General features: G+C 69.7%; 8 protein-coding genes. 6 read left to right on the forward strand and 2 right to left on the reverse strand.

The genetic code is table 11. The features are described from left to right. The first annotated feature begins 46 nt into the window (after positions 1 to 46). Positions 47 to 3,793: a multifunctional oxoglutarate decarboxylase/oxoglutarate dehydrogenase thiamine pyrophosphate-binding subunit/dihydrolipoyllysine-residue succinyltransferase subunit gene (locus EGT67_RS04270; RefSeq protein ID WP_127914827.1), complete on the forward strand. Its 3,747-nt coding sequence runs from the start codon at positions 47 to 49 to the stop codon at positions 3,791 to 3,793. A 196-nt stretch (positions 3,794 to 3,989) separates the two neighbouring features. Further along, a complete protein-coding gene (locus EGT67_RS04275) occupies positions 3,990 to 5,396 on the forward strand; it encodes a selenium-binding protein SBP56-related protein (protein ID WP_127914828.1) in 1,407 nt (468 codons plus the stop codon). 20 nt (positions 5,397 to 5,416) lie between these two features. Here the strand turns inward: EGT67_RS04275 and EGT67_RS04280 are convergent, their stop codons facing one another. After that, complete coding sequence (locus EGT67_RS04280) at positions 5,417 to 6,025, reverse strand: TetR/AcrR family transcriptional regulator (protein WP_127914829.1); 609 nt, start codon at positions 6,023 to 6,025, stop codon at positions 5,417 to 5,419. 72 nt (positions 6,026 to 6,097) lie between these two features. Here EGT67_RS04280 and EGT67_RS04285 point away from each other — a divergent pair, with 72 nt between their 5' ends. From EGT67_RS04285 to EGT67_RS04300, 4 genes are all read left to right on the forward strand, one after another. Next, the gene (locus tag EGT67_RS04285; RefSeq protein ID WP_127914830.1) at positions 6,098 to 7,705 is read left to right on the forward strand and encodes a flavin-containing monooxygenase; all 1,608 of its coding nucleotides are present in this window, start codon (positions 6,098 to 6,100) and stop codon (positions 7,703 to 7,705) included. Next, positions 7,702 to 8,532, forward strand: coding sequence for an SDR family NAD(P)-dependent oxidoreductase (locus tag EGT67_RS04290; RefSeq protein WP_127914831.1), 831 nt, complete (start codon positions 7,702 to 7,704; stop codon positions 8,530 to 8,532). Before EGT67_RS04285 ends, EGT67_RS04290 begins: the two co-directional genes overlap by 4 nt. Before the next feature lie 89 nt (positions 8,533 to 8,621). Next, positions 8,622 to 10,478 carry an HSP90 family protein gene (locus EGT67_RS04295; protein WP_127914832.1) on the forward strand — a complete coding sequence of 619 codons (1,857 nt, stop codon included), beginning with the start codon at positions 8,622 to 8,624 and terminating at the stop codon, positions 10,476 to 10,478. After that, positions 10,468 to 12,816: a hypothetical protein gene (locus EGT67_RS04300; RefSeq protein WP_127914833.1), complete on the forward strand. Its 2,349-nt coding sequence runs from the start codon at positions 10,468 to 10,470 to the stop codon at positions 12,814 to 12,816. The genes EGT67_RS04295 and EGT67_RS04300 overlap by 11 nt, the downstream gene beginning before the upstream one ends. A 23-nt stretch (positions 12,817 to 12,839) precedes the next feature. Here the strand turns inward: EGT67_RS04300 and EGT67_RS04305 are convergent, their stop codons facing one another. Beyond that, positions 12,840 to 13,694 carry an ABC transporter substrate-binding protein gene (locus EGT67_RS04305; RefSeq protein ID WP_241565888.1) on the reverse strand — a complete coding sequence of 285 codons (855 nt, stop codon included), beginning with the start codon at positions 13,692 to 13,694 and terminating at the stop codon, positions 12,840 to 12,842. Positions 13,695 to 13,697: the final 3 nt, after the last annotated feature.

Raw genomic sequence — 13,697 nt, forward strand, 5'->3', positions numbered from 1 at the left:
GCGCTCTGATCGGGTACCGAAGAAAGAAACGAGGCGAACACCTGCCGTGAGCAGCAGCTCTACTTCCCAGTTCGGACAGAACCAGTGGTTGGTTGACGAGATGTACCAACGCTTCCAGGATGATCCCTCATCCGTGGACGCAAGTTGGCACGAGTTTCTGACGGATTACTCGCCCGATGCGGCGAACGCGACCGGGAACGGCGAGGCGCTCGGCGCCGGTGATGTCGCCACCAAGGCCGCGAACGGTGCCGCAGTTCCGGCGCCTGCCGCAGCTCCTGCTCCCGCTCCCGCGCCCGCCCCGGCAGCCCAGGCGGCGACCCCGCCGCCGGCTCCCCCGGCGCCGCCCGCGCCCAAGCCAGCTGCCGCCCCGAAGCCTGCTGCTGCTCCGAAGCCCGCCGCCACCGAAGCCCCCACCCAGGACACCAACCAGGTCCTGCGCGGTGCGGCTGCCACGGTCGCCCGCAACATGTCGGCCTCGCTCTCGATCCCGACCGCCACCAGCGTTCGCGCCGTCCCGGCGAAGTTGATGTTCGACAACCGCATCGTCATCAACAACCACCTCGCCCGTACCCGCGGCGGCAAGGTCTCGTTCACCCACATCCTCGGTTACGCGATCGTGCAGGCGGTCAAGGCGTTCCCGAACATGAACCGGCACTTCGCCGAGATCGACGGCAAGCCGAACGTCGTCACCCCGGCGAACACCAACCTCGGCCTGGCGATCGACCTGCCGGGCAAGAACGGCAGCCGCTCGCTGGTCGTCGCGGCGATCAAGGGCACGGACTCGATGAGCTTCGTGCAGTTCTACAGCGCCTACGAGGACATCGTCCGGCGCGCGCGTGACGGCAAGCTCACCGCCGAGGACTTCTCCGGTGTCACGATCTCGCTGACCAACCCGGGCGGCATCGGCACCGTGCACTCCGTGCCGCGTCTGATGCAGGGCCAGGGCGCCATCATCGGCGCCGGTGCCATGGAGTACCCGGCCGAGTTCCAGGGCGCGAGCGACGAGCGCATCGCGGAGATGGGCGTCGGCAAGCTCATGACGCTGACCTCCACCTACGATCACCGGATCATCCAGGGCGCCGAGTCCGGCGACTTCCTGCGCACGATCCACAACCTGCTGATCAGCGACGAGTTCTACGACGAGATCTTCCACTCGCTGCACATTCCTTACGAGCCGGTCCGCTGGCGCAAGGACGTGCCGGAGGGCGCCGTCGACAAGAGCACCCGCGTGCTCGAGATGATCGCGGCGTACCGCAACCGCGGCCACCTCATGGCGGACACGGATCCCCTGCAGTTCGTCAAGGACAAGTTCCGCAGCCACCCCGACCTCGACGTCACGAGCCACGGCCTGACCCTGTGGGACCTCGATCGCGAGTTCAACGTCGGCGGCTTCCACGGCCAGTCCCGCATGAAGCTGCGCGACGTCCTGTCGATCCTGCGCGACGCGTACGCCCGCCACATCGGTGTCGAGTACACGCACATCCTCGAGCCCGAGCAGCAGGCATGGCTGCAGGAGCGCGTCGAGGCCAAGCACGTCAAGCCGACCGTCGCCCAGCAGAAGTACATCCTGAGCAAGCTCAACGCCGCCGAGGCGTTCGAGACCTTCCTGCAGACCAAGTACGTCGGCCAGAAGCGCTTCTCGCTCGAGGGTGCCGAGTCCGTCATCCCGATGATGGACGCGATCATCGACCAGGCCGCCGAGCACAGCCTCGACGAGGTCGTCATCGGCATGCCGCACCGCGGTCGCCTCAACGTGCTGGCGAACATCGTCGGCAAGCCCTACTCGAAGATCTTCACCGAGTTCGAGGGCAACATGAACCCGGCGGCCGCGCACGGCTCCGGTGACGTGAAGTACCACCTGGGCGCCGAGGGCACCTACATCCAGATGTTCGGCGAGAACGACATCAAGGTCTCGCTGACCGCGAACCCGTCGCACCTGGAGGCCGTCGACCCGGTCCTCGAGGGCCTGGTGCGCGCCAAGCAGGATCTCCTGGACAAGGGCCAGGACGGCTTCACCGTCATGCCGCTGATGCTGCACGGTGACGCGGCGTTCGCCGGCCAGGGTGTCGTGGCCGAGACCCTGAACCTGGCGCTGCTGCGCGGCTACCGCACCGGTGGCACCGTGCACGTGGTCGTCAACAACCAGGTCGGCTTCACCACCGCCCCCGAGCATTCGCGCTCGTCCGAGTACTGCACCGACGTCGCGAAGATGATCGGCGCCCCGATCTTCCACGTGAACGGCGACGACCCCGAGGCCTGTGTCTGGGTGGCACAGCTCGCCGTCGACTTCCGCGAGAAGTTCGGCAAGGACGTCGTGATCGACCTGATCTGCTACCGCCGCCGCGGCCACAACGAGGGCGACGACCCGTCGATGACGCAGCCGGCGATGTACGACCTGATCGACACCAAGCGCAGCGTCCGCAAGAGCTACACCGAGGCCCTGATCGGCCGCGGCGACATCTCGCTCAAGGAAGCCGAAGACGCCCTGCGCGACTACCAGGGCCAGCTGGAGCGGGTGTTCAACGAGGTCCGCGAGCTCGAGAAGTTCAAGCCGGAGCCGTCCGAGTCGGTCGAGCTGGACCAGACCCCGCCGGCCCGCCTCACCACGGCGGTCGACGCGGCCACGCTCGCCCGCATCGGCGACGCGTTCGTCAACGTCCCCGAGGGCTTCACGGTCCACCCGCGCGTCAAGCCGGTCATCGAGAAGCGTCACGAGATGTCCCGCGAGGGCCACATCGACTGGGCGTTCGCCGAGCTCCTCGCGTTCGGTTCGCTCGCCGAGCAGGGTGCCCTGGTGCGCCTGGCCGGTCAGGACTCGCGTCGCGGCACGTTCACGCAGCGCCACTCGGTCCTCATCGACCGCAAGAACGGCGACGAGTACAACCCGATCGCGGACCTCGCGACGGCGGCCGACAACGGCGGCAAGTTCATGGTGTACGACTCGGCACTCACCGAGTTCGCGGGCCTGGGCTTCGAGTACGGCTACTCGGTCGGCAACCCCGACGCCCTGGTGCTGTGGGAGGCGCAGTTCGGCGACTTCGTCAACGGCGCCCAGACCATCATCGACGAGTTCATCTCGTCCGGTGAGGCCAAGTGGGGCCAGCTGTCCGACGTCGTGCTGCTGCTGCCGCACGGCCACGAGGGCCAGGGCCCGGACCACACGTCGGGTCGCATCGAGCGGTTCCTGCAGCTGTGCGCCGAGGGTTCGATGACGGTTGCGATGCCGTCCACGCCGGCCAGCTACTTCCACCTGCTGCGCCGCCACCACCTGGACGGCATCCGCCGCCCGCTCGTGGTGTTCACGCCGAAGTCGATGCTGCGCAACAAGGCCGCGGTCAGCAACCTCGAGGACTTCACCACCGGCAAGTTCCGTTCGGTGTTCGAGGAGCCCTCGTACGAGACCGACGGCGGCGACCGCAACAAGGTCAAGCGCGTGCTGCTGACGTCCGGCAAGATCTACTGGGAGCTGCTGGCGAAGAAGCAGAAGGAGAACCGCGACGACGTCGCGATTGTCCGGATCGAGCAGCTGTACCCGATCCCGCGTCGCCGCATCGCGGAGACCCTGGACCGCTACCCGAACGTCAACGAGTTCTTCTGGGTCCAGGAGGAGCCGGCGAACCAGGGTGCATGGCCGTTCCTCGGCCTGGCCCTGCCGGAGCTGCTGCCCGAGAAGCTCGCAGGCATCAAGCGCGTCTCGCGTCGCGCGATGTCGGCACCGTCGTCGGGCTCGAGCAAGGTCCACGCGGTCGAGCAGCAGGAGATCATCGAGTCTGCGTTCTCGCCGACGAAGTGATGTCCCTGATCGGCTGACAAGCTGAGACACGACACCGGCCCGTCCACTCTCCGGAGTGGGCGGGCCGGTGTCGTTCCGCACTCGCAGGCGCCTGGCGGTGCCGTTCGGCGAGCCGCGCGCCGACCACGGTTCCGCAGCCGGGCCGGATCTCATAGTCTGAAAACGGGTCTCATGGTCTCGACGAAGGGGGCTGAAGATGAATCAGCCAGCGATGGACCCCACCTTCTACAGGACGCCGGCGGACGCGGCGGCCGCCCCACCCGAGCGACTGGCGTACGTGGCCGCGTTCGATCGCGCCGCGGACAAACCCGACGCGATGAGCGTGGTCGACGTGGATCCGGGCTCGGACACCTACGGCCGGGTGGTCGGCTGGACCGAGCTTCCGGGGCGGGGCAACGAACTGCACCATTTCGGTTGGAACGCGTGCAGCAGCGCGTTCAAGCACGAGGGCCACGACATGTCGGGCCTGGCCCGCCGGTATCTGATCGTGCCGGGCCTGCGTTCGTCCAACCTGTTCGTGCTCGACACCGGGCCGGACCCGCGTCAGCCCACCGTGACCCGGGTCGTGGACGCCGCGGATCTCGCCGCCAAGGCCGGCTACTCCCGGCCGCACACCCTGCACTGCGGGCCGGACGGGGTGTTCATGACCTGCCTCGGAGGCGCCGACGGATCGGACGGCCCGGGCGGCATCGCACTGCTCGACCACGGCACGTTCGACGTGCTCCGGCAGTGGGAGACCGACCGGGGGCCGCAGTACTTCGCGTACGACGCCTGGTGGCATCTGGGCCAGAACACGCTGATCAGCAGCGAATGGGGCACCCCGTCGATGGTCGAGGACGGGCTGGTGCCCGAGAAGCTGCTGGCGAACGAGTACGGCCACGCGATCCACTTCTGGGACCTCGCCACGGGCGAGCACCGGCAGCGGGTGGACCTCGGCGCTCAGCACCAGATGACGCTCGAGCTTCGCCCGTCGCACGACCCGGAGGCCACGTGGGGCTTCGTCGGCGTCGTCATCTCGACCGAGGACCTGTCGGCCTCGGTGTGGCGCTGGCACCGCGACGACGGCACGTGGGCGGTGGACAAGGTGATCACCGTCCCGGCCGAGCCGGCCGATCCGGACCTGCTGCCGCCCGCGCTGAAACCGTTCGAGGCGGTTCCACCGCTGATCACCGACATCGACCTGTCGGTCGACGACAAGTTCCTCTACGTCTCGTGCTGGGGAACCGGTGAGCTCAAGCAGTTCGACGTGCGCGATCCCGCCCACCCGAAGGAGACCGGCTCCGTCCGGCTCGGCGGGATCGTCGGCCCCCTCGAGCACCCGGCGGACCCGAGCCGACCGCTGTCCGGGGCCACGCAGATGGTCGAGATCAGCCGGGACGGCAAGCGGGTCTACGTCACCAACTCCCTGTACAGCACCTGGGACGACCAGTTCTATCCCGACGGCGTCGGCGCCTGGATGGCATTGGTCCACGCCGATCCGAGCGGCGGGATGACCCTCGACGAACGCTTCTTCCCGCACGGCGAGGACTTTCGGGGCCTGCGACCGCACCAGGTCCGCCTGCAGGGTGGCGACGCCTCGTCCGATTCGTACTGCTACCGGTAGCGACCGGCGACGACGGACCGCTACTGCAGCAGCGCGGCGGCCGCGGACGCGCCGAGCGCCACGGCCGGCAGGGCGGCGACGTGCAGCGCGATGAGTTCCGCGCGGGGGATCTGCGGGTCGCGCAGCCAGCTGATGGTGGCTTCCTCGACGAACGCGATCCAACCGCGGACGGCGAGGGTGATGCGGGCGTCCGCTGCGATGCCGAGGCGCGGCAGGTGGGTGACGATGCGGTCCGCCATGGCCGCGCGGGTGCGTTCGAACTCCTCGCGCATCTCAGCGTCCCCGCTCGCGCTGCCGCGCAGCAGCGAGACGTAGGTGTTGCGGTTGTCGGAGACGTAGTCGACGTAGGCCGCGACGGACCCGCGCAGCATCTCCATCGGCTCGAGGTCCGGGTCCGGTTCGGTGTGCGCGAGCATGTCCGTGCCCGCGTGCCGGACGATCGCCAGATGGAAGTCGTGCTTGGACGCGAAGTAGTGGAACAGCAGACCGCGGGACACGCCGGCCTGGTCGGCGATCTCCTCGACCGAGATCTGTTCCAGCGGACGTTCCGTGAGCATGCGCGCGCCCAGGTCGATGAGTTGCGCCCGCCTCTCCTCGGGACTGAGCCTCGTGCGTTTGACGGCGTCCATGATCCCCCACCTTACTGAATCGCAGTCAATTAGCTATTGACCGGCGATCAACAACGCCCTACGCTCCCTTACATGAGTCTCCCAGTCACAGATACTTCCGCCCGGGTCGCGACCCCGCGCCAGGTCGACACACTGATCATCGGCAGCGGCTTCGCGGGCCTCGGCGCTGCTATCAAGCTGGTTCAGGAGGGCAAGCACAACTTCGTCGTGCTCGAGCGCGGCGCCGACGTGGGTGGCACCTGGCGGGACAACACCTATCCCGGCGCCGCGTGCGACGTCCCCTCGCACCTGTACTCGTACTCGTTCGCGCTCAATCCCGAATGGACGCGGTCGTTCTCGCCGCAGCCCGAGATCCAGAGCTACATCTCGTCGGTGGCACGCAGGTATAACGTGCTCGACAAGCACGTCTTCGGGTGCGAGGTGCAGTCCGCGCACTGGAACGGCGACAGCGCCCGTTGGGAGGTCCAGACCTCCCAGGGTGATTTCGTGGCCAAGGTCGTCGTCGCCGCCGTGGGCGCGCTGTGCGAGCCGTCGCTGCCGGACATCGCGGGCATCGAGGGATTCGAGGGCGAGATCTTCCACTCGGCGCAGTGGAACCACGACGCCGAGCTGGCCGGCAAGCGGATCGCGGTGATCGGCACCGGCGCGTCGGCGATCCAGATCGTCCCGCAGCTCGCGAAGACCGCCGCCCAGCTCGACGTGTACCAGCGGACCGCCCCGTGGATCCTGCCGCGCGCCGACCGCGAGTACACCAAGGCCGAGCACCTGGCGTTCAAGTACGTGCCCGGCTTCCAGAAGCTGTGCCGCGCCGGCATCTACTGGATGCGCGAGACGCAGGTCGTCGGTCTGGCGAAGGCCCCGATCTTCATGAAGCCGTTGCAGTTCACGGCCGGGCGGCACCTGCGGCGCCAGATCAAGGATCGGGAGCTGCGCCGCAAGGTCACCCCGAACTTCCAGATCGGCTGCAAGCGCATGCTGATCTCCAACAACTACTACCCCGCGCTCGCACAGCCCAACGTCGACGTCGTCACCGACGGCATCGCCGAGGTCCGCAAGGACTCGGTGGTCGACCGCAACGGTGTCGAGCGCAAGGTGGACGCGATCGTGGTCGCGACCGGCTTCCACGTCACCGACTCCCCCACGTTCGCAGGCATTTTCGGCAAGGACGGGCGTTCGCTCGCGCAGACCTTCGACGAGGGCGGCCAGCAGGGCTACAAGGGTTCGGCCATCGCGAACTTCCCCAACATGTTCTTCCTGGTCGGCCCGAACACCGGCCTGGGCCACACCTCGATGGTCTTCATGATCGAGTCTCAGCTCAACTACGTCGTCGATGCGATCAAGGTGATCGAGCGGTACGACATCGGCACCATCGAGGTCCGCAAGGACGCGCAGGACGCGTACAACCGCGACCTGCAGGCCAAGCTGTCGAAGAGCGTCTGGAACAACGGCGGCTGCGCCAGTTGGTATCTCGACAAGCACGGCAACAACACGACGCTGTGGCCGGGCTTCACGTTCGAGTTCCGCAGCATGACCAAGCAGTTCGACCTGGGTGCCTACCGGAGCGTGGCGACCGGCGATCTGCCGGTGCCCGCGATGACCGCACGGACGCCGGCCGTCGACCCGGACCCGATCGAACCCGAACCGACCGATCTCGACGACGACAAGGTGGCGGCACAGTGAGTGAGTTCGCGGGAAAGGTCTGCGTCATCACGGGCGCAGGCTCCGGAATCGGCCGGGCCCTGGCCCTGAACCTCGCCGGTCAGGGCGCGAAACTGGCCCTGTCCGACATGGATTCGGTGGGTCTGGCCGAGACGGTACGGCAGGTGGAGGCCCTGGGCGCGGAGGTGAAGTCCGACCACCTCGACGTCACGCAGCGGGAGGCGGTGCTCTCGTACGCCGACGCCGTCGTCGTCCACTTCGGCAAGGTGCACCAGGTCTACAACAACGCCGGCATCGCCTTCCACGGCGAGGTGGAGCGCTCGGAGTTCAAGGACATCGAGCGCATCATGGACGTCGACTTCTGGGGTGTCGTCAACGGCACCAAGGCCTTCCTGCCCCACATCGTCGCGTCGGGCGACGGGCACGTCGTGAACGTCTCCAGCCTGTTCGGCCTGCTGTCGATTCCGGGTCAGAGCGCCTACAACGCAGCGAAGTTCGCGGTGCGCGGGTTCACCGAGTCGCTGCGCCAGGAGATGCTCATCGCCAAGCACCCGGTGAAGGTCACCTGCGTGCACCCGGGCGGCATCAAGACCGCGATCGCGCGGAACGCGACGATGCCCGACGGCGACGACCAGGTGACCTTCGCGCAGTTCTTCGACAAGCACCTCGCCCGCACCACGCCCGAGGACGCGGCGAAGACGATCGTGAACGGCGTCCGAAAGGGCAAGCCGCGGGTGCTGATCGGCGCGGACGCGAAGTTCCTCGACGCCTGGGTGCGGATCGTCGGCCCGAGCTACCAGCGGGTGGTCGCGACGGTCACCTCACGCGTGATGCCGAAGTCGAGCTGACGGGCGGGAGCAACTCTCCTGCCGCTCGACCCCGCCGAGAAGCTGGGCCCGGCCGAAATGTCGTATTCGCTCGCTAGGCTCTGCCCTCGATGACGACAACAGCCGACGGCAACAGCCGTCCATTCCAGGTACACCTCGGCGGGATCATCGAGTTGCTCAGCGCGAGCATCTACACCGGGCCGCAGGTTTTCATCCGTGAGCTCCTGCAGAACGGGTGCGACGCGATCGCGGCCCGTCGCGAGCGCGAACCCGGCCACGTCGGCACCATCCGGGTGCTGCCCGCCGACGGTGCCGGGTCCGCGTTCGCGGTCGAGGACGACGGGGTCGGTCTGACCGCGGCCGAGGTCGGCGAGTTGCTCGCGACGGTGGGCCGCAGTTCCAAACGTGACATCCTCGATCTGCCCCGCACCGACCGGCTCGGCCAGTTCGGGATCGGTCTGCTCAGCTGCTTCATGGTGAGCGACGAGATCCGGGTCCGGTCCCGGTCGGCCACCGGTGCGCCCGCCGTCGAATGGATCGGACGGACCGACGGAACGTTCACGGTGACCGAGCTCGCCGACGACCTGCCGACCGGAACCCGGGTCGAACTGTTCCCTCGTCACGATGCCGCCGGACTCGTCTCGCCCGCCGGGGCGCGCGAGCTGGCCGACCGGTTCGGCCGGCACCTGCCTGTGCGGGTGACCGTGGGCGGCGAGACGGTGACCCGCCCGGCGCCGTTCCTCGAGCGCACTGTGGTCCCGTCGCCCGAGCTGCGCGAGCTGGGCCGGGAGATCGTCGGCGCCGAACCCTTCGACACGATTCCGCTGCACGTGCCGTCGACCGGCACCCGCGGCACCGCCTTCGTGCTGCCGTTCCAGCTCTCCCCCGGTCAGCGGCAGTCGAGCCGGGTCTACCTGGGCGGGATGCTGCTGTCCGAGCGCATGGACGACCTCCTGCCGGACTGGGCGTTCTTCGTCCGTGCTGTGGTGGACACGACCGGGCTGCACCCGACCGCCTCCCGCGAGTCCCTGATCGAAGACGGTGCGCTCGAGTCGACCCGCGACGAACTGGGGGCGGCGGTTCGCCGCTGGGTCATCGGCCTGGCCGCGGAGGCGCCGCACCGGCTGGCCGCGTTCCTGTCCGTGCACCACCTCGCCTTGCGGGCGCTCGTCGTCCACGACGACGAACTGGCCCGGTTCATCGTCCCCCACCTGCCGATCGAGACCACCGAGGGCCCGACGACCTTCGGCGAGGCGGCCCGCCGCGGCATCGTGCGGTACACCCGGACGGTCGACGAGTTCCGGCAGCTCGCCGGCATCTCCCGCCCCGGCGCCCCGATCGTCAACGGCGGCTACGTCTACGACGCGGAGATCGCGGCCCGGTTGCCGGAGTTCGTGCCCGGCGCCGAGGTCGAGATCGTCACCGTTGCCGACGAGATCGACCACCTGGACGTGCCGCCGCTGGCCGAGCGGGCGGCCTCGCGTCGGCTGCAGGAGCGTGCCGACGCCGCCCTGGCGGATCTCGACTGCGCCACGGCGGTGCGGTCCTTCGAGCCGGACACCGTCCCCGCCCTGTACGTCGCGGACGAGGCCGTGCTCCGCAGCCTGCGGCGCGAGCAGGCGAGCGAGGCGGGCGGATTCTGGGCCGACGTCCTCGGCCGGGTGGACGAGGCCGCGGCGGCCGCCGGCGCGGACACCGCGGGCCGGCTGGCCCTGAACTGGCGGAACCGGTTGGTGCGCACTCTCGCAACGGTCGACGACGAGGCAGTGTTGTCGCGGGCCGTGCGGATCCTCTACGTCCAGGCACTGCTCGCCGGGCACCGGCCGCTGCGGGCGGCCGACCGCGCCGCCCTGACCGACGCCATGACCGACATCGTTCATCTGTCCGTCGGCCTCGACACGGCCGTCACCACCGATCCCGTACCGCACACCCCTTCCACTCCCGACAAGGACGACCATGCCGAATGAGACCACCGTCGACGCATTGATCAGCGAGATCGACACGACGCCGTACGGACCGGCCGAACGCGAACTGATCGAGCGGGCGATCACGCTCGCCGAGGAGACCGGCGACGAGGCCGCCGCCTACGCCGTGCGGATGCGCCTGATCCAGTCCGCCTCCATGACGGGAGACACCGAAACCGTCCTCACCACCTTCGCGTGGTGCGTCGGACGGAATGCCGCCGACCCGACCACGTTCCCCACCCAGGTCGACGACCACGACCTGTTGTGGTTCCACAAGTGGATCGCCGACGCGCTGGCCTCGAACCCGATGTTCCCGCGCGCGACGATCGACGAGTCGATCGAGCAGATGGAGACCGCCTACCGGCAGGCCGGCGTCGGCCTGTCCGGGGTGGTGCAGACCCGGTTCTGGCAGGCGTTCGAGGCGGGTCGGACCGAGGAGGCCGCCGGCCACCTCGAGGAACTGGGCCGGACCCCGCGCGACGAGTACAGCCACTGCGAGGCGTGCGTACGGTCCGAGGAGGCCCGATTCCGGTTCGCCACCGGGGACCTGGAGGCAGGGCTGGCCCTCGTCCAGGAGATGCTCGATCAGGACCTGGGGTGCGCCGAGGAACCGGAGCGGGCGATGGCCTACACGTTGGTGCCACTGCTCGAGGTCGGCCGCCTCGAGGATGCCGAGCGGATGCACGTGCGGGGCTACCGGCTCGCGCGCCGCAACGCCGCCAACATCGACATGATCGCTCTGCACCTGAACTTCCTGTCGGTCACCGGAAACGGTCAGCGTGCCCTCGAGATGCTCGAGCGACACATCGGCTGGCTGGCGCACGACACCCTCAACGCGACCGCGCACCTCGACGCGCTCACCGCCTTCGCGGTGACGTGCACGGCGGCCGAGCGGGCCGGGCTCGGTCACGAGCACGTCCGCGGGGCCGACGCCGCGGCGCTACACCGGTTCCTGGGCCCGCACGCCGGCCCGTGGACGGTCACCGAACTGGCACAGGCCTGTTGGCGTGCCGCCGACGAGCTCGCCGCCCGCTTCGACGAGCGCAACGGAACCGGGTACCGAAGCGAGAATGTCTCCGCCGCAAGAACTCTGGTCGATCGGCGCTGGGATCTGCCGATCGGCACCGCACACGCCGTGCCGGCGCCGCCACCGGCCGCCGTCGACCCGATCTCGGCCGCAGGCTTCGTGGACGACGTGGCGGGCTCGCGCCCGGCAGAGGAGCGGGTCGACACGATCCTGGACACCGAGGGCCGGGAAGCGGCGCAGGCCTGGGTCGAGGCCGAACTGGCCGCGACGACCGCGCCCGGCCGCCGCGCGGTGCTGTTGCGGTTGCTCGCCCAGTTGCTGGCGGGCGCCGGCCTGCTCGAGGAGGCGCTGACCGCCGTCGACGGCGCGCTCGACCTGTCGGTCGCGCACGCGGCACGGTCCGTGACGGCCCCGCTCGCCGCCCTGAGCGCGCAGATCTGCGACGACCTCGGCCGGCTGGACGAGGCCGTCGGCCGACTGCGGCTGGCGGCGCGGGAGTCGGATCTCGCCGGCGCCGAAACCGTCGGTCACCGTTACCGGCTCGGCGTCACACTCGTGCGCGCCGGGCACCCGGACGAGGCCGTGGACGAGCTCACCACGGTGGCCGAGACCGAGGAGGCCCGGGGCGAAGAGGCCGGATCCCGCGCCCTGACCCTGCTGTGGCTGGGGTACGCGCGGCGCGACGCGGGCGAGCCGGGGGCGGCGGTCGCGGCGTGGATCGAGGGCCACGAACTGGCCCGCGCGGGCGAGGACTACGCGGTGGCCGCGCGGGTCGGCAAGGAACTCGGGCTCCTGATGATGCAGTTCGACGACGAGGACGCCGTCGAGGTCCTCGACGCGGCGGTCGAGGACGCGCGGCGTCTCGCCGATCAGCCCGACGCACTCGCCGACCTGCTGCACGCGCGCGGGCGGGCCCGCTGCCAGTTCGGCGACGCGGACGGGCTCCAGGACCTGCGGGCCGCGGCCGAACACGCCGACCCGTGGACCCGCGCGGACATCGAGGACTCCACGGCTCGGGCTCTGTCCCAGCTGGGCCGATTCGACGAGGCCGTGCGGACCGGACTCGCCGCCTCGGATGCCTACGCCGCGGCCGACGACGTCGTCGGATCGGGCAGCGCGCTGATCGTCGTCGCGCAGGCGTTGCTGACGGCCGAGCGTCACGAGGAGGCCCTCGCGGTGCTCGCCGACGCCGCACCTCGGGTGACCGAGGCGCCACGGCTCGCGGTCCGGGTGGCGCTGATGGAGGGCGACGCCCACGAAGCCCTCGGTCGGCACGACGCCGTGGCGGCGGCGCGGGCGCGGGTCGACGCCTGACACCGGCCGACGCCGCGGGGCCGTCAGATGTGCTCGGCCAGCCACTCCCCCGCGGCGTCGGCCGACGTGGTCTCGCCGCCGCGGATCCGGACCACCATGTCCGTCAGATCCGCGGTGGTGAGCTGCATGACCACACTCAACGCCTTGACGTCGTCGGCGCGCAGGACGCCGGACCGGAAGAGGGGCACCACGTTCTGCGCGGTGAACGCCTCGTCGTCGTCGGCGAGCACCGCCAGTTCGTCCTGCGCGACGTCGGGCGACGCGGCGGTGGCGCCGCCGACCGGTGACGCGCCGACGATCAGTTCGCGAGCCACGTCGGCGGTCGACCCGACCGGGACGACCGCCCCGAACGTGCACCCGTACACCGACTGCAGGTGCGAGAGTGCCTGCGCGTCTTCACGGAACGCGTCGGACGCGTACAACGTCATGCCTCCGCAATCGGGTGCGATGTCGCCGATCGAGCGCGCACCGAGACGGTCGGCCTGCGCCGCGGACAGCACGAGTGCGGACCGGTCGTCGGCAGGCGCGTAGTCGGAGACCGTAAGGCCCTCCGGCAGCGACTTGTTGAGTGCCTCGAACACGTCCTCGGCGTCGGTGACGTCGGCGTCCGGGTCGAACCAGTGCAGCAACCGTCCGGTGTAGTCCGGCACCAGCGCCACCCGGTTCGCGTCGAGCGCGGCGACGCGGTCGGCGCGGTCTCCCAGCCCCAGCACCAGTTCGGTGCCGCGTCCGCCCGCCTCGAGCGCGCCGGCGTACAGGCGCGCGACGAGTTCGCTCTCGACGGTGTCCGACGCACCGACCACGACCGGTTCGGGTGCGGCAGGGCCGCTGACACTGCTGCTCGTGTCGACACCGCACGCGGCGACGATCGCGAGCATCGG

This window comes from Prescottella agglutinans (assembly GCF_004011865.1).
Classification (GTDB): Bacteria; Actinomycetota; Actinomycetes; order Mycobacteriales; family Mycobacteriaceae; genus Prescottella; species Prescottella agglutinans.

Bases quoted from the DNA above. Each gene is read 5' to 3' on its own strand.
- EGT67_RS04275 (WP_127914828.1), top strand. From the start codon at position 3,990: ATGAATCAGCCAGCGATGGACCCCACCTTCTACAGGACGCCGGCGGAC.
- EGT67_RS04280 (WP_127914829.1), bottom strand. From the start codon at position 6,025: ATGGACGCCGTCAAACGCACGAGGCTCAGTCCCGAGGAGAGGCGGGCG.
- EGT67_RS04285 (WP_127914830.1), top strand. From the start codon at position 6,098: ATGAGTCTCCCAGTCACAGATACTTCCGCCCGGGTCGCGACCCCGCGC.
- EGT67_RS04295 (WP_127914832.1), top strand. From the start codon at position 8,622: ATGACGACAACAGCCGACGGCAACAGCCGTCCATTCCAGGTACACCTC.
- EGT67_RS04300 (WP_127914833.1), top strand. From the start codon at position 10,468: ATGCCGAATGAGACCACCGTCGACGCATTGATCAGCGAGATCGACACG.
- EGT67_RS04305 (WP_241565888.1), bottom strand. From the start codon at position 13,694: ATGCTCGCGATCGTCGCCGCGTGCGGTGTCGACACGAGCAGCAGTGTC.